Source organism: Chryseobacterium sp. JJR-5R, assembly GCF_034047335.1.
Classification (GTDB): domain Bacteria; phylum Bacteroidota; class Bacteroidia; order Flavobacteriales; family Weeksellaceae; genus Chryseobacterium.
In genome coordinates, this window is the sequence record NZ_CP139137.1 from 902,996 (window position 1) to 925,777 (window position 22,782).

The following is a 22,782-nucleotide window of genomic DNA, read 5'->3' on the forward strand; positions in this document are numbered from 1 at the left end:
TGAATATCATTATTTCTTATCTTTATACAGAATCACGAGCAAGATGCTCGCGCCAGCGGGAGATTTAAAAAATGGTTAGACTAAATTATATTATATGTGTAATTATATAATCCAAAACATTATTTTCTTAATAATAATTTTTCTTTATATGTTTTTAATATTAGATTTTAGATTTAGAAATGAAGATTTTGATTTTAAAAAATATTTGAAAAAAAGGAAAAACCAATCCACATTGTCGTGGTTTATGGATGTAAACGGGTGGCAGGCGGCAATTTGTGCTTTGATATTTACGATAATATATTTTTTCATTAAGCGTGGAGTTTTGAATGATATTTTAAGTATTTTTAAGATTAGTATTTGCGTGTGAGCGTTACGTACTGCCTCAATAAAAACCACTGCAATCTGCAGTGGTTTATTTACTCAAAAATAAGCAAGCTCAAAAAATATCATAAGTTCATCAAGTCTGTAAGTTATTAAACAACAAAAAAATTCTATGGCCAATAAAATAATAATTTATATATTTTTTTGTTTCCTGCTGATCGGTTGCAGCAGCTCTGAAAACAATGATCAGATAAAGGTAACAATAAAAGTTATAGACTCTGAAACAAGACAACCTAGGGTAAATGATACTGTTACAATAAGACAAGCGAAATGGGGAATTCCCAGAAGATATGTTGAAGTAGGGCAATATGTGACTGATTCCTTAGGCAGCGTTACTCTTAGAATCAATAAAGTGAATCGTTATAGTTTTGAAACAGATGGACCAAATTTCGCATTTGGTTCAGATGAATATGGAGAAGGAGAATTAAAGAATAATCAACAAATTGTAATTAAGGTTGTTCCTCCTGATAAAAAACAATTCAGGATAGAATAACAAATAAAATTGCATTGCGGGTATTTGCCTTTTAATTTAATAAATTAAAAAATCCGTCTCATTTTTGGGACGGATTTTATAATTATTTAATGTCATAGTCCTGAAATAGCGATACAAAAAAAGAATCGTTATGAAAGAACAGTTAGAAACGCTTTATGTAGAGCGCACGCAGAAAGATTATAATACGTGAGCAAATAATAACAGCCAAACAATGCTCATAAAAATACCTGCAACAGCCATTCAAAATAATAAATACAAATCCGTTATATTTGTCATCCTATAACATCCACCATGAAAAAACTTCTCTTCATAGTACTTAGCATAATTATCATCTTAATCATTATTGTTTTAATCAAAACATTCACCTATCCTTTCAAAAAATCAAGTACCGGTACGGCTCAGAGATGGAAGGTGATAAAAGACGATTCCGCTATTCAAAGACTGTCGGGAGGACTGAAGATCCCATCTGTTTCCTCTGGCGAAATGGGAGAATTCAATTACTCAACATTTGATGCCATCAAAGAATACCTCAAAACATCCTACCCATTGGTGTATGAACATGCGGAATACACTGAAGTCAATACCTACGGTCTGGTCTTCCGGCTAAAAGGAAGCAATCCGTCCTTGGATCCTGTTCTGTTTCTTTCCCATACCGATGTGGTGCCTCCCGGAGACGCAGATATAAAAGATAAAAGTGAAAATATGTTCAGGCCAAATGACAAACCTTTGCCTCCCGTTTCAGAAGTTGCTGAAGACTGGGATTTTGGCCCGTTTTCCGGAGCGGTGGCCAATGGACGGATCTATGGCAGGGGAGCCATCGATATGAAAGGGATGCTTTTCTCCCTGATGGAATCCATGAATAACCTGATTAAAAACAGACATGTTCCGCAACGGGATATTTATTTAGCCTTCGGGTTTGATGAAGAAGTGGGCGGACAGCAGGGCGCCGTAAAGATTGCAGAATATTTTAAACATAAAAACATTCATTTTGATGCCGTTTATGACGAAGGCGGTCTCATCCTGGAAAAAGGCAGTGTGGCCGGAATCAATTCCGATATTGCCGTGATCGGCTGTGCAGAGAAAGGCTTTCTCTCCGTAAAAATCAAAGCAAAAGGATTGGGCGGGCACGCTTCAATGCCTCCGATGGAAAGTGCAATCGGAAAAGCTGCGGTCATTATGCAGAGGTTGGAACACAATCAGATGAAACCGGTTATCACTCCGCTGATCAATGAGTTTTTTACCAATATCGGCAGTTCCATGTCATTTATAAATAGGATGGGAATCTCCAATCAGTGGTTATTAAAGCCTGTCTTGTTATCTCAGCTGACAAAAAATAATTCCACCAATGCACTGGTCCGTACCACGACAGCTTTAACGATGATGAAGGGAAGCGATGCCCCGAACGTCCTTTCTCCGGAAGTGGAATTTGTCGTGAATTTCAGACTGCTGCCCGGAAATACGGTAAGCAACGTGAAAAAACATATTATCGAAGCCACCAAAGGGTTTGAAGTAGAAATAGAAGATATCGACCAGGTAAAAGAAGCCTCGGCGGTTTCTCCAACGAATACCAAAGCATTCAGACTGATTGAAACGGCCATTAAAGAAATCCATCCTACGGCAGTGGCAACCCCGTATCTTACCGTCGGGGGTACAGATGCCTATAAATACCAGATCGTCAGCAAAAATATTTACCGGTTTATGCCGGTCAAAATCAATGATGCCGAGAAACAGTCCATTCACAGTACCAATGAATACCTCAGCATTGAAAACTACATGAAGATGATTCATTATTTTGAGTTCATGATGACAAATTATGACAAGCAGTAAATGTTAATTTTAAATTTTCCGTCAAAAAAAATAAAACTAAAAAATAACACGACAAGTTTTGTCGCATTACCGTATTAGCTTTGCTTCATCAAAAGATCAGAGTTATGGAATTGCCGTTATATTTAAGTTATAAAGAATTTGAGAACCATTATTACGATAACCTCGAAAAGTGGTTTGAACAAAACCACAATGCTTCAGAAACCGATTACCTGAAAGCGCTTGCGAACCTGTACAGCCCTTATCTGTATTATAATTTTGCCAATGACAGGCTGCAGCCGGATGCTTCTGTCCAGATTAAGGACTGCTTTTTTCCTTATCAGGAAACCATCGGGATTTCTTTTTCTACGACAGGTTCTGAAGACCGGAAGCCGGCTAAAAATATAAAAAGCCTCAACCATGTATTCGAATGGAAAACCATTACGATGATGGAATACGCCCAGCATATTCTGGACAAGATTAACCAGTATCTTTCTAAAAACAAAGAGCATGAACACAAAAATATCCTTGATTTTATCAACCACTGCGAAATTATTACCTCAAGGGACGGGGCAGGATACTGTGTCAACTACAGCCGGCACCAGGCAACCCTTCCTTTCCTGAAAGCGTATCTTCCTGTGTACGGACGGACCGTGGATATTGCGGCATACCGGGATTTTATTTTTTCTATTGTACAGATTGCAGACTGTATTGACCGGAAATTAAAGGATGTCCGTGCTTTTGAATCCATGATCTACACGAAATTAAAATCAGAAGCCAGGTTTAAAGTACAGATGAGCCACCAGTTCCTTACCATGTGCAATTAAGTGATCAGTCATCAATCCATTCTACCACCAATCCATTTATATAGTTAAATTGTAGTTTGAAATAAGTTGATTATTTTTTTTCAAACGAAATCCCGGTCAGACCTGACCGGGATTTTTTATTGATTAAAACTGAATATCATCCTTACCATCACTATCCTGTTTAAATCTGTAAAAGATTATGGTGATCAGGCCTAACGGGTTTAAACGTATTGATATTCATTTAAATACTGCCTGAAAAATAGTTAAGCAAATAGATGATTTGTAAATATTTGAATTTCTTCATTCTGGATTTACGGAATTTAACTTGCTGATTGAAAATAAGAAAAGCGTTGAAAATCAACGCTTTTACTTGCAGAGAGGAAGGGATTCGAACCCTCGATACAGTTACCCGTATACTACCTTTCCAGGGTAGCTCCTTCAACCACTCGGACACCTCTCTTTATTCGAGACTGCAAAAATAAGAGAATTTATTGAATTAGCAAATTATTAGTGCAATTAATTGGAAATTTCTCCGCACAGGCTTTTTGAGAAGTTATCGGCGAAGCTTCCTGTGTAACCCGGATTGTCTATAAGATGCATCGCTTTTGTAATGGCACTTTCTGCGGTAATATCTCTTCCGCTGATGGCTCCGATCCGTGAAAAGATATTGCTGTTTTCATATTTTCCGAATGAAATACCGCCTGAAATACACTGGCTTACCACCACAATCTCAGTTCCGTTATTCCGGATCTGCTGCAGGGTCTCCACTGTTTTTTCACTGCTGAAAATAGTCCCTGAACCAAACACCTGAAGGATCAGCACCTTCATTTTCGGGATTTCCTTAAAGTGGTTCAGGTTCATGCCCGGAAAAATTCTCCAGAAAATAACATCTTCGGAAATATGATCGTCCACATGGAATTCAACATCTCTGCCACGACGGTAAAGATTTTCTTTAATGATGTTCAGATGTACGCCGGACTGCCCGAGAATAGGATAGTTCGGGCTTGCATAAGCATCAAAATATTCAGCTGAATATTTTAAAGTACGGTTTCCCCTCAGCAGCTTATACTCGAAATAAATGGCCACTTCCTGAATCACGGCTTCGTTTTCCTCATACAGGCTGGCGTAATACAGGCTGGTGAGCAGGTTTTCCTTTGCATCCGTCCGCAGGTCCCCGATCGGAAGCTGTGAACCCGTTAAGATGACCGGTTTTTTCAGTCCTTTGAGCATAAAGCTCAGTGCGGAAGCCGTGTAAGACATCGTGTCTGTTCCGTGAAGAATCAGAAACCCGTCATACCGGTCATAGTTTTTGCGGATATAATGGGCGATGATTTTCCATTCTTCCGGCCCCATATCTGATGAATCGAGCGGTTTTGAAAAAGGATGGACGAAAACTTCACATTCCATCAGTTTCATTTCAGGCATTTTCTCAAAAATATTTCCAAAATCAAAAGCGCGGAGGCTGCCGGATTCATAATCTTTTTCCATCCCGATGGTACCACCGGTATAGATCAACAGGACTTTTCGTTTCATAGAGGCTTTATCAGGTTTTTGTTCCCGGTTCGTTCAGGATCATTCCCCAAAATTACGTTAATTTGCAAAGATTTGAAAACAGATGAAACGTTTACGGCAAATTTTATCATAAAGCCTGGCATATTGAACATTACGTTTTGCTGCTGAAAAATAGAGATGATCAGATGAAAGATTTAGTACAGACCTTTGAGTATTTAAAACAGTTTTTAACCGAAGAGCGATTGCAGAAAATTGAAAATTTTTCACCGGAAAGTTCGGATTTTGTTCTCCCTGTGGTGGAAGATATTTACCAGTTCCGGAACGCAGCAGCCATTGTACGCTCTGTGGAAGCCTGTGGTTTTCATAAAGTGGTGGCTTTGCAGGAAGAATACAGTTTTGAACCCAATCTGCGGGTGACCAAAGGTGCCGATACCTGGGTTGAGGTAGAGAAAATGCCGAGAAATATAGAGTCTTTCCGGAAAATCAGGGACCGAGGGTATAAAATTGTGGTGGTATCGTTGGAAAATAATGCGAAGATGCTGCCTGAATACGAAATTACGGAACCGATTGCCCTGGTTTTCGGAACCGAAATGCAGGGGGTTTCCCAGGAAGTTTTAGATTTTGCGGATGAAACATTGGCTATTCCGATGTACGGCTTTACCAGAAGCTTCAATGTTTCGGTAGCGGCTTCGATCTGTATGTATGAACTTAAGCAGAAGCTGATAAAATCTGATCTTGATTATAAACTGAATGAAGAAAAACTCCTGAAGATGAAAATCCGCTGGGCGGTAAATTCAATGAGAAGCGGCCAGCAGATTTTTGAGAAATATTTAAAGGATCATGAAATTCAGTGGGAGCATTAAGACATCAAGCAGGCCTCTGTCTTTTATTGCAGGTTGTAATAATTCCAGGCGGCCACAAAAATACCGGCTGTTTCCGTCCTTAATCTCTGGTTGCCCAGGGAAACCGCTTTTACATGATGGTCTGCCAGATATGAAATTTCTTTCTCTGAAAAGTCACCTTCGGGGCCAATCAAAAATGTGATGTATTCTGATACAGGAATTTCCTTCAGCTCAATCCGTTCCAGGTTTTCATGGCAGTGCGCCACAAAAGTATGTTCAGGAATGATGTTTTTCAGGAAATCCTGCAGTTTTACAGAATCATTAATGGTGGGGAAATGAAACCTCAGGCTCTGCTTGGAAGCGGCAACCGCCTGTTTCCTGAGCTTGTCAATATTGATATTTTTGCGTTCCGTTTTTTCAGTCTGTAAAATAGTGATCTCAGAAATACCCATTTCCACGGCTTTTTCCACAAAAAACTCAATGCGGTCAATGTTTTTGGTAGGGGCAATGGCAATGTGAAGCCTCGGCGTAAAATCAGGATAATCCGTTTTCATCTCAGCAACTTCTATATGGGCTTTCTTCCCTTCAATAACTAAGGTTCCGGAAGCCAGATTTCCTTTTCCGTCGGTTACGTGGATTTGTTCACCGTTTTTCATCCGGAGAACCTTTACGATATGCTGTTGTTCTTCATCGTTGATGATTGCTTCCCCGTTATTGATTTCGCCAAAAAAAAGTTTCATATCTTGGTATTTAGAGTCTGCCTGAATTTTATCTATAAGTGAATGTTAAAACGTAATTTCATTCTCGCTTAAAAATGCGACACCGGTTTTTATCGTGGTATACATATCGCCTTTACAATCTCTGTATGAACATGCGTAAATTTCTTCAATCCACTTATTATTCATAAAAATTAAATTCAGATATTCGTTTTTCCTTAAATTATTTTTGATGGATAAATAATCGCCCTCTCTGGGTTCATAAGTAAAACTGAACACATTTTCTGAATTGATTTTCTCTAATATCTCTTCCTTTATATTCTGAATATATCCAATTTCCGAACTTATCATTAAATAATCTTCGTCTTCAGAATCTGTCACGTCATTCTTTCCTGTAACGGTTTCTAAAACCCAGTAATATTTTGAATTTTTCTTAGACTGCGTTCCCAGTACTTTCTCTTCTAACAGTATTTTCATAAATCATATTTTGCGGTGGCGGAAGTTCTCAGATCCGTAAATTCCCCTCTTTCAAATTTTAACTGCGCTACCATGGCAATCATGGCCGCGTTATCGGTCGTATACTCGAATTTCGGGATGTAAATATTCCATCCCAGCTTCCGGTGGTTGTCCTGCATGGCCTGCCGCAGGGCAGAATTGGCAGAAACGCCTCCGGCAATCGCTACTTCTTTTATATTCAAATCCTTTGCTGCTTTTTCCAGTTTAGCCATTAAAATTTCAACAATGCAGCGCTGCACCGAAGCACAGAGATCTTTAAGGTTGTTTTTGATGAAATCAGGGTCCTTTCTTACTTCTTTCTGGATAAAATACAGCACGGAAGTCTTGATCCCGCTGAAAGAATAATCATACTGCTCCAGCCTCGGTTTATTAAACGCGAATGCATCCGGGTTCCCTTCTTTGGCCAGCCGGTCAATGATCGGGCCGGCAGGATAATCCAGGTCAAAAATCTTCCCGATTTTGTCGAAGGCTTCCCCGGCGGCATCATCAGTGGTTTTCCCGATAATTTCCATGTCAAAATAATCTTTTACCAGCACAATCATGGTATGCCCGCCGCTTACCGTAAGGCATAAAAAAGGGAATCCGGGCGGCACAGGATTTGCATCGTCAATAAAATGCGCTAAAATATGTGCCTGCAGGTGATTGACTTCAATTAAAGGAACGTTTAGACTCATTGCCAGGGACTTAGCAAAAGAGGTTCCCACGAGAAGCGATCCTAAAAGCCCGGGTCCGCGTGTAAACCCTATCGCAGAAATTGCATTTTGTTGTATATTTGCTTTAGTAAAAGATTTTTCAACAACAGGGATGATATTTTGCTGATGGGCACGCGATGCAAGTTCAGGGACAACACCGCCATATTCTTTATGGATCGCCTGATTTGCCGCAATGTTCGACAGAATAGAATTTCCCTTGATAATCGCTGCTGATGTATCGTCACAGGATGATTCAATACCTAAAATTATAGAGTCGCTCATAATAATGGCAAAGTTAGAGAATAATAACGAGAATAATAACAAAAAGTCAGCAGCTGAAAACCTGGGCGATCAGGTACAGAAGGCTGTTGAGAATGCCGGAGGCAAGGTAAAGGAGACGGTAAAGGAAGCCTCTGAACTTGCCAGTGATGCCATTAAACATCCGGTAGAAACGGCCGGAGAGTTTGGAAAGCAGGCGGTAAAAGACGTGACAAGCTATTCCTGGTGGGCCAGGCTGTTACTGGTTTTGTTCTGGCTGAGCCTCAGTCTTGTAGTGGCGGTTTTTGTAATCATCAATCTTCCGGCTACCAAAAGGTGGGCTGCTGACCAGGCGCTGCAGATTGTCAACAGGGATTTCAAGGCACAGATGTCAACCGAAAGTGTTGATGTGGATTTCTTCGGGGATGTACAGATCAAAGGCCTGAAAATAAAGGATTATAAAGGCGCCGATTTTATTACGGCTAAAGAATTTACCGCCAATTCAGACTGGTTTTCGCTTGCCACCAATATCGGCAAAAACAATTCATTAAGTTTCAACTCCCTTACGCTTAAAAATGCGGATATAAAGGTTATTACCTATAAAGGCGACAGCATTTCAAATTTCATCCGATTTACCCAGCTGTTTGACAGCGGAAAAAAACCGGATCCTAACAAGCCGCCTTTCCAGCTGAATTCCAGGCTGCAGATTCTTGATTCCAGAGTTTCCATTGTTAATTTAAATTCTCCCGGAGAAAAAGGCAAATGGCTCACAGCTACCAATTTCAATCTCAAAGCCCCGAACGTAAAAGTTAACGGGCGCAATATTTCAGCACAGATCAACAACATGTCCTTCACCACCAAAAGATGGGGGAAATCACATTTAGTAGATACTTTTTCAACGGAACTGTCAATGACCAAGGATTTCCTGTTCCTGGAAGACTTAACTTTAAATACAGATCACAGCCTTTTGCAGGGGGATATAAAATTCAATCTTCATGATAACGGCTCTTGGTCAGATTTTGCTGATAAAGTGAAATGGGAAATGGACGTACAGCTGGGCAGCCAGCTCAGTGGCTATGACATCAGCTATTTTGTAACCAACTGGGATAATTTCAAGCCGTTCAATATTTCGGGGAAGATGACTGGGCCGCTGAATAGTTTTAAGCTGGACCATTTCCTGATCCGCAATCCCGATGTGAATATTGCCACAAAAACAATGAAAATCAACAGGCTGCTGAAAGGCAACTTCCTCATTGAAACCAATAACCTGTCAGCAGATTTTACCTATAAAGATCTGAAAGCCATGATGCCTTCATTCATCGCGACCAAAATGAAGAATTTTGCAGATGATTTCGGAAAGCTGAAGTACAACGGAACGGCAAGCGTAAACCCTAAAAAAGTATACATTTCAAGCGGGAACCTGATGACAGGGATCGGTCAGGCAAAGATCACCGGATTTTCCCTGACGGATTACAGTTCCCCCATGCCGAAATATGCAGGGATTGCCGAAGTAAGAGACCTGAATACATCGGTGATTACCAAAAACAAATCCGTAGGCCTTATTTCAGGAAGGTTCGATGTCAACGGGCAGAGCTTCGACGTGAATACCATGAGGCTGACCACGAAATCCCGGATCACCAGCATTGAGATCATGAACAAGGAAATCAACAACCTTTATCTTGACGGATTACTGGACCATAAGAAATACAACGGACTTATTACGGTGGATGACGAGCAGGCAAAAGCAGTCGTTAAAGGCTTAATTGACTTCAGCACTTCAAGGATCGCCATGAATGTGGAGGCTGATGTCAAGTATCTGAACATGAATTATTTTACCGGGAAGCCCGGAAATCAGATCGTAAGCGGAACGGTGAACGGTAAAATGGCCATGTCTTCCCTCAATGATCTTACTTTGGATGTGGAAGCAAACCATATTAATTTTGCCACAGCCACTCAGAAATATTCCATTCCCCAGGCAAAAATAAAAACATTTGCCGAAAACGGCGGCCGGGTGATTGACGTGGATGCCCCGGGTGCCGTAAATGGTAAAATTTCCGGAAGATATAACCTTGCTGATCTTTCAGGTATGGTGGAAAACGGGCTGAATAAAGTATTGGTGGGCCCCGCGCCCCGCAAATTGTACAGGGGACAGAACTTTACTTTGAATTTTGATATCCAGCAGGGGTTGGTAAGCTATTTTATGCCGGATCTGAAAATTCCCCAGGGCGCGAAAGTAGAAGGGCAGTATGACGGAAATTCAAACAACCTGATCTTAAATGCTGATGCGGCTTCACTTAAGTATGTCATGACCAAAGTTCAGGAAATTACAGAAGCTGATAAGGCGCTGGCAGCAGCTAATCCTTCCTATAGCATAAATGACCGGAACAACATCACCAGGGACAGCGCCATGGTAGACAGTGTGATGGTAAGAATCAATACGGCAAATCTTGACGAGCAGATTTTCGCAAAGATCAACAGGGTAGAGTACAATAAAAATATTATCAAAGATATTACTTTAAGCGGCAGGAACGAAAACAACAGCGTTCTTCACCTGGCTGCAAAATTCAAACACGGAAGCCCTGAAGATGAGCTGGATGACAGCCTTAAATCCTATGCCGTCAATGTCAACCAGACGACCAATGCGGGTGGCGACTATGTATTCAGGTTTGACCCTACTGAAGTTAAATTCAATGATGTCACCTGGGCTATTGATACAAGCCCGGAGCTGGACCATTCCATTACATACCGTAAAAAAGAAAAGGATTTCGACATCAGGAACCTGAGGATCTATTCAGACAACAGTGCATTGTTTATAAAGGAAGCCCAGTTTAAATCTGCCAAAGATTTCTATCTGGATGCAGAAGTTAAAGATTTTGCAGTTGAAAAGCTGCTGGAAATGCAGGCGGGCGGAAATACCATGAACATCAAAGGCCTGGCTAACGGGAATGTACAGATTAAAATGGATAAAAGTACCCTGCAGCCTTTGGTGGATATGACCATTGATGATATCATGATGAACGGGAATGACATGGGCGATATTACGATCTCTGCAACAAACGGGTTTTCCCTCAATGTATATGACGTTGACATCAAAGTGAATTCTGCCGGTGTTATCGGAAACAACAGCCTTCACGTTACAGGAACCGTAAACAATAATACAGCTTCACCTACCATTGATCTTACAGCCGAGATGAGGGATTTCGATGTGGCCTTTGCCCAGCAGTTTGTCACTACGGTATTCGGAAATTTAAGAGGAAAAGCAACGGGGGACCTTAAAGTAAGCGGAAAGTTCAGCAATCTGGATTACAGCGGTGATATTGCCCTGAAAGGTTTCGGGTTAAAGCTTCTGTTTACGGGAGTGGATTATTCATTTGATGATACGGTGATCCCGTTAACAAAAGGGCTGGCAATCCTTAACAATATTGAAGTTCATGACGGAAGGACGAATTCCAAAGGGAATATTTCCGGGGCGATTCAGTTTGAAACCATTTCATCACTGGGGGTCAACCTGGTTATGAGGGCAGATAACCTGCTGGTGTTAAATACCACTCAGAAAGATTATGACCTTTTCTGGGGAAGGGTTTACGGGCAGGGTGACCTGTATGTGGACGGGCCGGTTTCAGCCTTAAGCATATCCACCCCGAATATGAAAGCGCTGAACGGAAGTACCTTTACCTTTAACTCGGGTTCCACTTCCAATGTAGAAGAATTTAAAATGCTGAGGTTCCTGAAGGAAGGGAAAGACGGTCTGGTAACGCTTGAAGAAAAGAAAAGATCAGGTGCCAATATGAATATCGACTTTGCACTGGATGTAGATAAAGGCACTACGGTAAATGTTCTGATCGGCGATGATGTAGGAAGCATTATGGTAAAAGGAGAAGCTGAAAAGCTGCGATTCCAGATGGGCAGGCAGGGCAGTATTGCGATGAACGGCACGTATAAAGTGGAAAACGGGACCTTTATATCAAAAGCAATCCTGAATAAAACCTTCCAGATTGAAAAAGGAAGCAGCATCCGCTGGGACGGCGATGCCATGAAACCTGCGCTTGACATAACGGCCAATTATGTAAGAATGGTCTCCAATGCTGGGGAATACCTGAATATGGGAGGCCTGCAGCCTGTAAGTGTCCTGCTTCAGGCCAATATTACCCAATCGCTAAAAGATCCTAAGGTAGATCTTGATGTAACCGCACTGGATGTTTCAAGCCAAGTGAAAGAAACTTTGGCGGCAAAAATGAGCCAGGACGGAGAAAAAGTACTGCAGTTCGGTTCCATATTGCTGTTAAACAGTTTTAACGTTTCCAGGACCGGTGGGGTGGATGTAGACGTTGCCGGAGTGGCGGAATCTTCCGGATACAATCTGCTCTTAAAACAATTGGGCTCCGTACTGAATACCATGAGCAACGAATTCCAGATTGACCTTAATTATGTAAAAGGCGACCAGTATTCCAATATCGGGGACAGGGCCAATGCAGGCGTAAGCTTTGCGCTTTCACCAAGGGTTAAAGTAAAGACCGGGTTAGGGATCCCACTGACCAAAACTGAGAATACGGAAACCAATTACCTGTCCGGTGAAGGAACTATTGAATATGATATTTCCAAGAAGAATGACGGAAGCCTGCTGCTGAGAGGCTACTCCAAACCTTCCAATATCGGGGTGGTTAACGGTGCCGGGTCAAACGGAACTGCTAATCAGGCGTATGGCGGAGGGATCGTATGGAGCAAGAGCTTCAATTCTTTCTTTAAAAAGAAAGGAAAAGATAAAAAAATACAGCAGAATAAAAATGAAATAAAAACAGATTCTACAAAATCAGCAACTAAATAATTGTGATTTTTTAATGATTTTTATCATCCGTGTTAATTATTGTTAATGTTTAGTATAATTTTTTTAGTTAAATAATTTTTTCTAAATTTGCAAAAAATACATTGATTTTTTAAGAAAACTGTAATTAAATTAATATGAACTATCAACTGGACGAAATAGACAAAAAAATTCTTGATTTCTTAGTAGAAAACACAAGAATGCCGTTTACAGAAATTGCGAAACAGATGGATGTTTCTGCTGGAACAATTCACGTAAGAGTGAAAAAAATGGAGGATGCAGGTATTATTTTGGGGTCATCTCTTAATATCGATTATGGAAAGCTGGATTACCACTTTACGGCTTTCATCGGAATCCTTTTGACAAAATCAAACCGTACGCAGGAAGTTTTAAAAGAACTTTCAACGCTTCCAAACGTCATTGAAGCCAGCGTTATTTCCGGAAAATATAATATTTTCTGCAAGGTGAAAGCTAAAAATACGGATGATGCAAAAAGAATCATTTATCAGATCGATGATATTCAGGATGTCATGAGAACGGAAAGTATGATTTCCATGGAAGAGTACTTAAGTGACAAAAACAGGCTGATCAACGCGATTTCTATCTAATCAATTGGTCAGGCTTTAAACGAATTATATAAAAGAACTTATGGAATTTCTCATAAGTTCTTTATTTTTGTACCTATGGAAGAATACAGCTATTTTGATGAAGATCCGAAAAAAGGATGGGGGTTCATCCTGGCATTTGCCGCTTTGATGCTATTTACTATTATGGGGTTCGGGATTGATCTGGACGAATACCTGCAGCATGAATACTTGAATATTCCGCCATGGTATTCCTTTATTATTTTTACCATTGATGCACTGATGGCCGTAAGCCTCGTCCTGATGTTCTTCTACAGGAAAATCGGGATTTTTACCTTCCCCGCATTTCTGGTCCTGCATTTTTTTATGCACAATTATTATCTTTCAACCTTTCTTTATACAGATGTAACCAATCTTTTCCTGTTCACCGGTTTCGGGATGCTGGCCATTATCCCGAAGTGGAAGTTTTTCAGATGACTTTTATAATCAGTAAAAAATTTCTTGTTATAAAATTTCATATTTAACTGATTTTTTAAACTGCAAAGCAGATTTAATTTTATAAGATAAATTTATTCAGATTATCTGTAGAAAATAATTATATATCAGATAGTTAATGTAATAAAATAATTTCAATGTAAAAAGAAATAACTGTTATATTTGACTCGAATTAAGGTCTTCATACAGGCCTAAACTGATAATTAATTGAAGTTAAAAAAATCATACAGATACAGTAAGAGAATATTAAGTATTCTCTTACTGTTTTTATTCTTTAAAATTTTCAGCCAGCGGATATCTGTCGAAAACAAACATATCTATCCTTTAGAAATAAGGTATAAAAATCAGGTATTAAAATTAGGTAAAGGAGAAAAGAAAGTATTTGCCGATAAAGAAATCGATTTTCTGAATATTGAGTTTGATAACGGACGAAAAATAATCAGTAAAGACATTCCGATTTTACTGAATCCCAATGAATCATTGAATATCAATGTTTTAAACAGTATTGACCAAACCCTTGAATTTAAAGGGGATAAAGCGCCATTGCATAATCTGGTTATCAACCAGCAACATTATATTCTTTATAAAAATATAGGAAATTATCAGGATATTCTGAGTAAAAATACCAATACCCAACAATTGATCAGCTATTTCGAGTTTGTACTTGCTGATTATCTTACAAAAATTAAAACTCTGAATGCATCCCCGACGGGTACAGAAGATAAGATATACAGGCGTGCAGAAAAATATGCTATTAATGACTGGGTTGCTTCATTATACCTTATTCTTACAGGCCAGAAAACTTTAGATCTTCAAAAGAAAGAACTGATCCTGTATTATTACAATAAATATATTAAAAAAGATTTTCCGAATTATCATTGTGGGTATAAAGTACAGTATAATATTATCCGGGATCTGATACCCTATACACATCAGCTGAATATAAATTTTCCGGAATATTCTGTAATTGAAAATACAGACGAAGACAGAATTATACAGCATCTTCCGGAAAGCTGTCAGCGGTTTTACTTCAAAAATAACTATAACTATTTCTATGAAATCAACAGTCCGAAAAAGGAATATTATAAAGGCGTATTAAAAGAAAAATTCAACAACTGAGAATGAAAAAGAATATTAACGGTCTGCTTTTTTTTATGTTTCTGTTCGGCGGAATCTTCTTTGGTTTTTCTCAAAACTACCAGGTGCTTTATAAAGTAAAATTTCATCCGCAGAAAGATGAATCAGATCTCAAAACAGAATATATGCGCCTGGAAACCCTGTCTGAATCTAAAAGCATCTTCTATAATTATGTAAACAAGAAAGATTCGATAAACAGTAAAAAAGAAGATCAGGTTCCGTATTTAAGATTTACCGTTATCCGGGAAGAAAACAGCTGTAGATATTATGGAAACTTTAATGATCTGTATTTTGTTTTCAGTGAGGCTTTAAAAACGGATTGGAAAATAAATAACAAAACGTCTGAGTTTAAAGGGTATAAAGTTCAGGAAGCTGCAATAGAGCTGGATGGAAGGCAATGGATTGCTTTATTTACCTCGGAAGTTCCCATTACCTCAGGACCCTACAAATTTTCAGGTTTACCGGGCTTGATATTAAAGGTACATTCTGAGGACGGGGATTACAGTTTTGAAATGGTTGAGCTTACCCGGCATACATCAGAAAGTTATTTCCATTCTTTTCAGACCAGTAAATACACATCCGTAAAAAAGAAAAAGGTTGAAACATTTATTTCAAATTTTTTAAAAGAGCCGGGCGCAAGAAATTTTACTTTACGGAACAGTTATGGTGATCAGTTTGACTATAGCTTCAGCGGCCAAAAAGACGGTTCTTATAAAGATATGAATGACTATGTAAAAGGTGTTTTTGAAAAGTACAATAACCCGGTTGACAGGAAAACCTATATTCTTATTTTTTAAAATAAAAAAAGCATCCGGACAGATCCGGATGCTTTCAGTTTATATTTCAGAAAGAAATTTATTTCTCTAAAATTCTCTTCACTGCTTCCTGTACGGCAGCAGAATCAATTTTATATTTCTTCATCAGCTCAGCAGGGGTTGCAGATTCTCCGAAAGTATCGTTTACGGCAACGAACTCCTGTCGGGTCGGTCTTTTCCTGGCCAGCATTCCGGCAACGGATTCTCCTAAACCGCCGAGGTAATTGTGTTCTTCAGCCGTTACGATCTTACCTGTTTTCTCTACTGATTTCAGGATGATTTCTTCATCCAGCGGCTTGATGGTGTGGATGTTGATTACCTCGCAGGAAATACCTTCTTTGGCAAGCTCATCCGCAGCCAAAAGAGATTCCCATACAAGGTGCCCGGTTGCCACAATCGTTACATCGGTTCCTTCCTGTAAAAGAATACCTTTTCCGATTTCGAAAGGCATATCTTCAGGAATGAAAACAGGCACTACCGGTCTTCCGAACCTCAGGTAAACAGGGCCTTCAAAATCAGCGATGGCTAAGGTTGCCGCTTTCGTCTGATTGTAGTCGCAAGGGTTGATGACCGTCATGCCCGGAAGCATTTTCATCATACCGATATCTTCAAGAACCTGGTGCGTGGCACCGTCTTCCCCTAAAGTAAGCCCGGCATGGGAAGCACAGATTTTTACATTTTTATTGGAGTAGGCAATAGACTGGCGGATTTGGTCATATACCCTTGATGTAGAGAAGTTGGCGAAAGTTCCGGTAAAAGGAATTTTACCGGTAATGCTTAAACCTGCTGCAAGGCCCATCATATTGGCTTCTGCAATGCCCACCTGGAAAAATCTTTCCGGAGCCTTTTCAATAAATTTCTCCATTTTAAGGGAACCGATAAGGTCTGCGCACAATGCCACAACATTAGGATTTTTATCTGCAAGTTCAGCTAATCCTGCCCCGAATCCTGAACGGGTATCTTTTTTTTCAGTATATGTAAATTTCATTTTTTTCTAATTATTAATTAAGATTACTTATTACCAATTACTCATTACGTATAATTAATAATCAGCAGGAGCTTCCAGGTACAATTGCTTGAATGCCGTGTCCAGTTGCTCATCATTAGGCGCTTTACCGTGCCATGAATGAGACCCCATCATATAATCCACACCAAATCCCATTTCCGTATGAAGAATAATAACGACAGGTTTTCCTTTTCCGGTTTCCGTTTTTGCTTTTTCCAGCATGGCGATAACCGCTTCAAGATCGTTCCCGTTTTTCTCTTCCAGAACAATCCATCCGAAAGCTTCCAGTTTGGCGTGAAGGTTCCCTAAACTTAATACATCATCCGTATCACCGTCAATCTGGCGTCCGTTGTAGTCTATGGTAGAAATAATGTTGTCTACCTTTTTAGCGGCAGCATACATCAAAGCTTCCCAAACCTGTCCTTCCTGCAATTCACCGTCACCGTGCAGCGTATATACCAAAGAGTTGTCTCCGTCTAATTTTTTCCCTTCCGCTACACCAAGAGCCACAGAAAGCCCCTGACCGAGAGATCCTGAAGCGATTCTTATTCCCGGAAGCCCTTCGTGGGTAGTAGGGTGGCCCTGAAGTCTGGAATCCAGTTTCCTGAATGTTTTCAGTTCGTCAACCGGGAAAAACCCGAATCTGGCCAGAGTAGAATAGAATACCGGAGAAATATGTCCGTTGGAAAGATAGAAATGATCTTCATTTTTACCTTCCATTGTAAAAGAAAGGTTATAATTCATCACTTTTCCGTATAGTGCCGTAAAATATTCCGTACAGCCTAAACTTCCGCCCGGGTGGCCGGAATTAACAGCATGAACCATTCTTAAAATGTCTCTTCTGATTTGTGTAGTAAGAGATTTCAGCTCTTCAATACTTTTACTCATATATTAGGATTTATTTGCATGCGAATTTACAATTTTTTACTTGTTTATGGAAATGCCTGCCTGCCGAGATTATTAAATTTTAAATTGGCATGAATTACCTGTTTCAGTTTTATTCAAAAAAAAATCCGCACTTTAAAAATGCGGAATCCTGAAAAAAATAATCAATGATATATACTAATCAACCTGCTGGAATACAAATCCTAAATCGCCGGCATAATATGTACTGCTTACGTTGGTAGGGAAAGACTGGGCAGAAGTTGCCATCCAGTTATATCCTTCAAACGAAATGTTACCTGCTGCAACAGGGTAGGTTATTGGGGTATTCCCTGTGCGGGTACGGTTGTACCAGTCATTGGAGTTAAAAGTAATCGCATATTTTCCGTCTTTCTGAAGCATAAGCGGTTCAATGGTTTCCTTTTTCTCAACGTTGGCTACCACACTGGATATATTTATGGTTTTCAGAACTGTCTTTGTGTCTGCATCCCAGATGGTAACGCGGATCGTTGGCGCGCTGTCCGGAATATTTACTGACACCGCATTTATCTTCCCTTTTACTTTTGGAGAAAACCGCAGACCGAATTCATACGATCCTGAGTTTATAAAATTTGTCGAGACCTGATTAAATCCGGAATTGGCTATATAAGCAGAAAGTGGGCTTTCTTCTGCGTATACTTTGGCGGGCTGCTGCACTGCTTCATCTTCCTCTTTGCTGCAGCCGATTATTGCAGAAACGGCAAGCAAAGCCATAAAAATTTTGTGTTCATAAGATTTGTTTTCAATATTTATACTGCAAAACTATCCTAAAACTTTTATGGTTTTTATGGGGAAACCACGGAAATTACATCGGGAAAATACTGTTTTTTACCGTTTGGTTCATTCCGCAGAATTTCCGGCAGTACATTCCTTTAATTAAAACGGGAAGGCCAGTATTTTTTTTCTATCATTTTAATATAGCTCATTGCTTCATCAGAAAAAACAGATGGCTTACCCGGATCTTTTTTCGCCGCTTTATTATACAGGTAGATGAACTGAAAAGGATTTTGAATATTTTGGAGCAGTTGTTTTTTTAATCCGTTTTTCACAATAATATCTGCCATGTAATACCCGGGTTTGTGTCCGCTGGTCCACTGCACAAGATTCCTGTAGTCTTTTTCAGTTTTAAAATTTTTCCCGCCTGAGGTCTTTAAATCGATAATATTTCTGTTAACCACGGAAACGATGCTGTCTGCCTGCGGAATGAGAAAATCTTTGTAACACAGCGCATAAGGCAAAACCTTTTCACTGGCTATGTTGGTCGGCTTTTCAATCAAATCTGCAGAGCCTTCGTTTAATATGACCTGCAAAAAGTACATCAGGCCTTCATCCTTTTTTTCAACATTTTTAAAATCAAAGCCTTTTCTTAGAACATGGTGTATTTCATGACCTAAAAGCCCTCCTTTCTGAATTTTATCTGCATTGTATAAATTCCAGAGCGTGGCGATTACCGTGCCGCTTCCGGCAATGGCGTCGTTTTCTATTCCTATCGGATAGATGCTGATTTTTTCATCTTTTACCTGAAGATTTTTTGGCAGCATACTGAAGGTATTCCTGTAGCAGTCTGCAAAATATTCCTTGGTATCCAGCTTGCCCTGAAACTCCTTTAATTCTTTTTCATGCTGTTTGTAAACGTACACTTTGTAGGTAAGCCAGTACGAGGCCGGATCTTTTTCTATCGCTGCAACTCTTTTCTGCAGGACATCCGCATTTTTAGGCATATACACCACTTCAATACTTTTTCTCAGGCGTTCAAGGTAATCTTTATCAAAACCCTGATTTTGAATGTATGTCTGGTTGGGTTCTAAATTCAGAAATTTCTGCCAGGTTTCCTGTGAAAGTGAATCTCCTTTTTTGAGTGGTTCAATCATGTTCCAGTAGGCATCCAGAGCTTCCATATGGAATGTCTGTGCTTTTGAAAGGTTCAGAAAACCGGCAAAAAAAAGGATGATAAATGTACAGTATACATGTTTTTTCATGGTTGTATCTTTAGTTAAATTTTGAAATATAATGAATGTGCTTGCGTTAATTTAAAGTGGTATTTTTTTCTTTACACCAGCTTCAGATAATTTTTGTTTTTCACCAGCCACAACCCGGTAAACGTAAGCAGCCCGTTAAGGACAATCAGTTCAACACCGATGCGGTAATCCGTATAATTCGTAATCAGGAAGTTGATCAGATAGGTAAGAAGGGGAGCGAAGAGGGTAACGGCAAGAATTGCGTATTTTTTCGAGATCCGGAATTTGGTAAAAATCCCGAATGCAAAAAGTCCTAAAAGCGGTCCGTACGTATAGCCTGCAATCTCCATGATGAGGTAGACGATTGATTTGTCATTCATTGCTTTGAAAACCATAATCAGGATAAAGAAAACAACCGTGAACGTCAAATGCACTTTCATACGAAGATGTTTTTTCTCTTTTTCCGTTTTGTTTTTGTCTTCATTTAAATTTAACAGATCCACACAATAGGAACTGGTAACTGCCGTTAAAGCACCGTCTGCGGAAGGGAACAGAGCGGAGATCAGCCCGATGATAAAAATAACGGAGATCACCATCGGAAAATAACCCTGAAGGGATAATGCCGGGAATAAATCATCGCCCATAATGTTTTTAATGTTGCCGGCAGAATCCTTAAAGCCGAAAATGTTGGTAATCGTTTCCCCGTTGATCTGCCCGTATTCCGCGCCGTTTTGCAGGGCAAATAAATACAGCAGTCCTCCCAGGAATAAAAAGGCAAGATTGACAAAAAGCAATGTTCCTGCAAAGGTGAGCATATTTTTCTTTGAGTTGGCAAGGCTGTCGACAGAAATATTTTTCTGCATCATTTCCTGATCCAGGCCGGTCATGGCAATGGTAATAAAAATACCGCCTAAAATGGTTTTAAGGAAAAAAGTTTTGGAATTAGGGTCGAAATTAATAAAATGCGTATAGTTTTTCTGTTTTAAAATAGTATAAGCCTCTCCGAAAGACAGGTTCAGGTTGGATAAAATATAAACGATACAGGCAATCAGGCTGATGATCATGAAAGAGGTCTGTAAGGTATCGGTGATAACAATGGTTTTCACGCCTCCTTCAAAAGTATACAGAAGAACCATCAGCAGAAGCACGGCTGCAGTCACCCAGAACGGCACGCCGAGGCCTTCAAGCAGGAAAATCTGCAAAACATTCACCACCAGGTACAGCCTCGCCGTAGCACCGATGGCCCTTGAAATAATGAAAAAGATAGAACCGATCTTATGGGCTTCCACATTAAACCTCTTTCCCAGATAGGTGTAAATTGAAGTAAGGTTCATTTTATAGTACAGGGGAAGAAGGATGGCGGCAACAATAAAATACCCGATGAAAAAGCCGATGACCATCATATAATATTCAAAGCCTCCGTAAATATATTCGCTTCCGGTCATCTTCCCGACGGTTCCGGGTACGGAAATAAAGGTTACACCGCTTAAGCTGGTCCCGATCATCCCGAAGGCAACCAGCCACCATTTGCTTTTTTTATTGCCGATAAAAAAGGATTGGTTATCAGAATTTCGGCTGGTGAAATAGGAAATCACCAAAAGTCCGGTGAAATAAATAAAAACAAAAAGCAAAAGGGTAGTTCCGGGATTCATTCTTCAATTTAATTTCAGCAAATATAGTTTTTTTCTCTTCTGCTGAAAAAGAAAAAACCTTGCAGCTTTACGCCGGAAGGTTGATGTTTTAAACTGAAGATTGATGTTAATCTGAATCAGGCCTGTGCATTGTTTACCAAAACATCCTGAAGTTCCTCATGTTTCTGAAAGGTTGCTTTTGCAAACGGGCAGAGCGGGATGATGGTTTTATTGTTGCTTCTGGCAAAATCTACTGCTGCCATCAGCATTTCTTTGCCGACTCCCTGTCCGCTATACGCTTCCTCCACTTCCGTGTGGTCAATAATGAACCGGTCATCTCCGGCCCAGGTATAGGTCATTAAACCTGCAGGGTTTCCGTCTGAAGATGCTTTAAAGCTTCCGTGTTTTTCGTCGTTGCTGTGTTGGATCTCAATCATATGTTGAAAATTGGGTTAATATTTCTATTTCGTTGGTGAGTATTTTATGAACCGGGCAGGCATCGGCAATCGTGCGGAGCCTTTTGATCTGTTCGTCGTCAGGCGCTGTTCCTTCAAAGCTGACTGTTCTTTGGAAAACGGTCCTTTTCGTCAGGGGAAAATGTTCCATTTCCACTTCTATGTTTATTTTTTCAATATCCCATGCTTTCCTGTCAATGTACATTCTTAACGTAGCTGCCGTACAGCTCGCCAGGGAGGTGGCCATAATTTCAAACGGGTTGAAGCCTTTATTGCCTCCGCCTTTGTCCAACGGCTCGTCCGTGATCAGCGTATTTTCGCCTGCGGTGACTTCCGTGTAGTAATTTTCTTTTCCTAAACTTGCTTTTACCGTTACTGTCATTATGTATTAGGGTTGGTTTTAATCCGGTTTCTAAAATTAGCGATTTTATCCTTAACCTCTTTCAGGATTTCAGGATTTATGATACTGCTCTCCGGGTCAAAGTTTTCGTAAAACTTGGGAAGCGAAAAAGTATCTTTAACATCTGCCCCGAATTGCGGAAAGAACATTTTTGCCGCACTCATTATATTCCCGCCGCCGTATCCGCCCGGTGAAGCAGACATCAGGAACATCGGTTTATCCTGGAAAACCTTTACGTTGATTCTTGAAGCCCAGTCGAAGATATTCTTGAACGCTGCGGTATAGGACCTGTTGTGCTCTGCCAGGGAACAGATAATGGCGTCGCATGCTTCAATGTGTTTTAAAAACCGGTGCGCTTCATCGGGAAATCCATTCTTTTCGCGGTCTGTGGAAAAAACAGGCATATCAAAATCATTGAGATCAATCAGGCTGATGTCGGCATCCTGAAAATCTTTCAGTACAAATTTAACCAGTTCCCTGTTGATGGATGCAGAGGAAGAGCTTCCTGCAAATGCTAATATCTTCATCGCTTATTTAAA

Annotated in this window: 21 protein-coding genes and 1 tRNA gene; 9 read left to right on the forward strand and 13 right to left on the reverse strand. The window is 40.0% G+C overall.

Features of this window, described 5'->3' with window-relative positions; all coding sequences use genetic code 11:
• The first annotated feature begins 493 nt into the window (after positions 1-493).
• The 3 genes from SD427_RS04260 to SD427_RS04270 all read left to right on the forward strand — a co-directional run bounded on the left by SD427_RS04260 (position 494) and on the right by SD427_RS04270 (position 3,504).
• Complete coding sequence (locus tag SD427_RS04260; protein ID WP_320560051.1) at positions 494-874, forward strand: hypothetical protein; 381 nt, start codon at positions 494-496, stop codon at positions 872-874.
• Positions 875-1,165: 291 nt separating this feature from the next.
• Positions 1,166-2,701 carry a M20/M25/M40 family metallo-hydrolase gene (locus tag SD427_RS04265; protein ID WP_320560052.1) on the forward strand — a complete coding sequence of 512 codons (1,536 nt, stop codon included), beginning with the start codon at positions 1,166-1,168 and terminating at the stop codon, positions 2,699-2,701.
• Positions 2,702-2,805: 104 nt separating this feature from the next.
• Positions 2,806-3,504: a hypothetical protein gene (locus SD427_RS04270; RefSeq protein WP_320560053.1), complete on the forward strand. Its 699-nt coding sequence runs from the start codon at positions 2,806-2,808 to the stop codon at positions 3,502-3,504.
• Positions 3,505-3,856: 352 nt separating this feature from the next.
• Here the strand turns inward: SD427_RS04270 and SD427_RS04275 are convergent.
• Together SD427_RS04275 and SD427_RS04280 are read right to left on the reverse strand one after the other, a co-directional pair.
• Positions 3,857-3,943 (reverse strand) — tRNA-Ser (locus SD427_RS04275).
• A 56-nt stretch (positions 3,944-3,999) separates the two neighbouring features.
• On the reverse strand, positions 4,000-5,016 hold the full coding sequence (locus SD427_RS04280) for an asparaginase (RefSeq protein WP_320560054.1): 1,017 nt from the start codon (positions 5,014-5,016) through the stop codon (positions 4,000-4,002).
• Positions 5,017-5,180: 164 nt separating this feature from the next.
• On the opposite strand from SD427_RS04280, the gene SD427_RS04285 reads away from it, so the two are divergent.
• The gene (locus SD427_RS04285; RefSeq protein ID WP_320560055.1) at positions 5,181-5,858 is read left to right on the forward strand and encodes an RNA methyltransferase; all 678 of its coding nucleotides are present in this window, start codon (positions 5,181-5,183) and stop codon (positions 5,856-5,858) included.
• Between the two features lie 23 nt (positions 5,859-5,881).
• Here SD427_RS04285 and SD427_RS04290 read toward each other — a convergent pair whose 3' ends face one another.
• Genes SD427_RS04290 through tsaD form a run of 3 tightly spaced genes read right to left on the reverse strand, consistent with a single transcriptional unit; the run spans position 5,882 to position 8,043 of the window.
• On the reverse strand, positions 5,882-6,577 hold the full coding sequence (locus tag SD427_RS04290) for an RsmE family RNA methyltransferase (protein ID WP_320560056.1): 696 nt from the start codon (positions 6,575-6,577) through the stop codon (positions 5,882-5,884).
• 45 nt (positions 6,578-6,622) lie between these two features.
• Positions 6,623-7,030, reverse strand: a complete 408-nt coding sequence (locus tag SD427_RS04295; RefSeq protein WP_320560057.1) for a hypothetical protein — start codon at positions 7,028-7,030, stop codon at positions 6,623-6,625.
• Positions 7,027-8,043, reverse strand: a complete 1,017-nt coding sequence (gene tsaD, locus SD427_RS04300; protein ID WP_320560058.1) for a tRNA (adenosine(37)-N6)-threonylcarbamoyltransferase complex transferase subunit TsaD — start codon at positions 8,041-8,043, stop codon at positions 7,027-7,029. Before tsaD ends, SD427_RS04295 begins: the two co-directional genes overlap by 4 nt.
• Before the next feature lie 4 nt (positions 8,044-8,047).
• On the opposite strand from tsaD, the gene SD427_RS04305 reads away from it, so the two are divergent.
• The 5 genes from SD427_RS04305 to SD427_RS04325 all read left to right on the forward strand — a co-directional run bounded on the left by SD427_RS04305 (position 8,048) and on the right by SD427_RS04325 (position 15,854).
• The gene (locus tag SD427_RS04305; protein ID WP_320560059.1) at positions 8,048-12,844 is read left to right on the forward strand and encodes a translocation/assembly module TamB; all 4,797 of its coding nucleotides are present in this window, start codon (positions 8,048-8,050) and stop codon (positions 12,842-12,844) included.
• Between the two features lie 134 nt (positions 12,845-12,978).
• A complete protein-coding gene (locus SD427_RS04310) occupies positions 12,979-13,449 on the forward strand; it encodes an Lrp/AsnC family transcriptional regulator (RefSeq protein WP_027386613.1) in 471 nt (156 codons plus the stop codon).
• Positions 13,450-13,524: 75 nt separating this feature from the next.
• Positions 13,525-13,902 (forward strand): hypothetical protein, encoded by a 378-nt coding sequence (locus tag SD427_RS04315; RefSeq protein ID WP_320560060.1) that lies wholly within the window; start codon positions 13,525-13,527, stop codon positions 13,900-13,902.
• A gap of 225 nt (positions 13,903-14,127) precedes the next feature.
• Positions 14,128-15,039: a hypothetical protein gene (locus SD427_RS04320; protein ID WP_320560061.1), complete on the forward strand. Its 912-nt coding sequence runs from the start codon at positions 14,128-14,130 to the stop codon at positions 15,037-15,039.
• 2 nt (positions 15,040-15,041) lie between these two features.
• Positions 15,042-15,854: a GLPGLI family protein gene (locus SD427_RS04325; protein WP_320560062.1), complete on the forward strand. Its 813-nt coding sequence runs from the start codon at positions 15,042-15,044 to the stop codon at positions 15,852-15,854.
• A gap of 58 nt (positions 15,855-15,912) precedes the next feature.
• Here the strand turns inward: SD427_RS04325 and SD427_RS04330 are convergent, their stop codons facing one another.
• The 8 genes from SD427_RS04330 to SD427_RS04365 form a co-directional block, all read right to left on the reverse strand.
• On the reverse strand, positions 15,913-16,860 hold the full coding sequence (locus tag SD427_RS04330; RefSeq protein WP_320560063.1) for a transketolase family protein: 948 nt from the start codon (positions 16,858-16,860) through the stop codon (positions 15,913-15,915).
• Between the two features lie 54 nt (positions 16,861-16,914).
• Positions 16,915-17,766, reverse strand: a complete 852-nt coding sequence (locus SD427_RS04335) for a transketolase (RefSeq protein WP_320560064.1) — start codon at positions 17,764-17,766, stop codon at positions 16,915-16,917.
• Positions 17,767-17,940: 174 nt separating this feature from the next.
• Complete coding sequence (locus tag SD427_RS04340) at positions 17,941-18,513, reverse strand: hypothetical protein (RefSeq protein WP_320560065.1); 573 nt, start codon at positions 18,511-18,513, stop codon at positions 17,941-17,943.
• Between the two features lie 158 nt (positions 18,514-18,671).
• Positions 18,672-19,778, reverse strand: a complete 1,107-nt coding sequence (locus SD427_RS04345) for a DUF5700 domain-containing putative Zn-dependent protease (RefSeq protein WP_320560066.1) — start codon at positions 19,776-19,778, stop codon at positions 18,672-18,674.
• Between the two features lie 71 nt (positions 19,779-19,849).
• Positions 19,850-21,409 carry a sodium:solute symporter gene (locus SD427_RS04350; RefSeq protein WP_320560067.1) on the reverse strand — a complete coding sequence of 520 codons (1,560 nt, stop codon included), beginning with the start codon at positions 21,407-21,409 and terminating at the stop codon, positions 19,850-19,852.
• A 116-nt stretch (positions 21,410-21,525) separates the two neighbouring features.
• Positions 21,526-21,825: a GNAT family N-acetyltransferase gene (locus SD427_RS04355; RefSeq protein ID WP_320560068.1), complete on the reverse strand. Its 300-nt coding sequence runs from the start codon at positions 21,823-21,825 to the stop codon at positions 21,526-21,528.
• Positions 21,818-22,225 carry an OsmC family protein gene (locus SD427_RS04360; protein ID WP_320560069.1) on the reverse strand — a complete coding sequence of 136 codons (408 nt, stop codon included), beginning with the start codon at positions 22,223-22,225 and terminating at the stop codon, positions 21,818-21,820. The genes SD427_RS04355 and SD427_RS04360 overlap by 8 nt, the downstream gene beginning before the upstream one ends.
• A complete protein-coding gene (locus tag SD427_RS04365; protein ID WP_320560070.1) occupies positions 22,225-22,770 on the reverse strand; it encodes an NADPH-dependent FMN reductase in 546 nt (181 codons plus the stop codon). Before SD427_RS04365 ends, SD427_RS04360 begins: the two co-directional genes overlap by 1 nt.
• Positions 22,771-22,782: the final 12 nt, after the last annotated feature.

Bases quoted from the DNA above. Each gene is read 5' to 3' on its own strand.
- SD427_RS04260 (WP_320560051.1), top strand. From the start codon at position 494: ATGGCCAATAAAATAATAATTTATATATTTTTTTGTTTCCTGCTGATC.
- SD427_RS04265 (WP_320560052.1), top strand. From the start codon at position 1,166: ATGAAAAAACTTCTCTTCATAGTACTTAGCATAATTATCATCTTAATC.
- SD427_RS04270 (WP_320560053.1), top strand. From the start codon at position 2,806: ATGGAATTGCCGTTATATTTAAGTTATAAAGAATTTGAGAACCATTAT.
- SD427_RS04280 (WP_320560054.1), bottom strand. From the start codon at position 5,016: ATGAAACGAAAAGTCCTGTTGATCTATACCGGTGGTACCATCGGGATG.
- SD427_RS04285 (WP_320560055.1), top strand. From the start codon at position 5,181: ATGAAAGATTTAGTACAGACCTTTGAGTATTTAAAACAGTTTTTAACC.
- SD427_RS04290 (WP_320560056.1), bottom strand. From the start codon at position 6,577: ATGAAACTTTTTTTTGGCGAAATCAATAACGGGGAAGCAATCATCAAC.
- SD427_RS04295 (WP_320560057.1), bottom strand. From the start codon at position 7,030: ATGAAAATACTGTTAGAAGAGAAAGTACTGGGAACGCAGTCTAAGAAA.
- tsaD (WP_320560058.1), bottom strand. From the start codon at position 8,043: ATGAGCGACTCTATAATTTTAGGTATTGAATCATCCTGTGACGATACA.
- SD427_RS04305 (WP_320560059.1), top strand. From the start codon at position 8,048: ATGGCAAAGTTAGAGAATAATAACGAGAATAATAACAAAAAGTCAGCA.
- SD427_RS04310 (WP_027386613.1), top strand. From the start codon at position 12,979: ATGAACTATCAACTGGACGAAATAGACAAAAAAATTCTTGATTTCTTA.
- SD427_RS04315 (WP_320560060.1), top strand. From the start codon at position 13,525: ATGGAAGAATACAGCTATTTTGATGAAGATCCGAAAAAAGGATGGGGG.
- SD427_RS04325 (WP_320560062.1), top strand. From the start codon at position 15,042: ATGAAAAAGAATATTAACGGTCTGCTTTTTTTTATGTTTCTGTTCGGC.
- SD427_RS04330 (WP_320560063.1), bottom strand. From the start codon at position 16,860: ATGAAATTTACATATACTGAAAAAAAAGATACCCGTTCAGGATTCGGG.
- SD427_RS04335 (WP_320560064.1), bottom strand. From the start codon at position 17,766: ATGAGTAAAAGTATTGAAGAGCTGAAATCTCTTACTACACAAATCAGA.
- SD427_RS04340 (WP_320560065.1), bottom strand. From the start codon at position 18,513: ATGGCTTTGCTTGCCGTTTCTGCAATAATCGGCTGCAGCAAAGAGGAA.
- SD427_RS04345 (WP_320560066.1), bottom strand. From the start codon at position 19,778: ATGAAAAAACATGTATACTGTACATTTATCATCCTTTTTTTTGCCGGT.
- SD427_RS04350 (WP_320560067.1), bottom strand. From the start codon at position 21,409: ATGAATCCCGGAACTACCCTTTTGCTTTTTGTTTTTATTTATTTCACC.
- SD427_RS04355 (WP_320560068.1), bottom strand. From the start codon at position 21,825: ATGATTGAGATCCAACACAGCAACGACGAAAAACACGGAAGCTTTAAA.
- SD427_RS04360 (WP_320560069.1), bottom strand. From the start codon at position 22,225: ATGACAGTAACGGTAAAAGCAAGTTTAGGAAAAGAAAATTACTACACG.
- SD427_RS04365 (WP_320560070.1), bottom strand. From the start codon at position 22,770: ATGAAGATATTAGCATTTGCAGGAAGCTCTTCCTCTGCATCCATCAAC.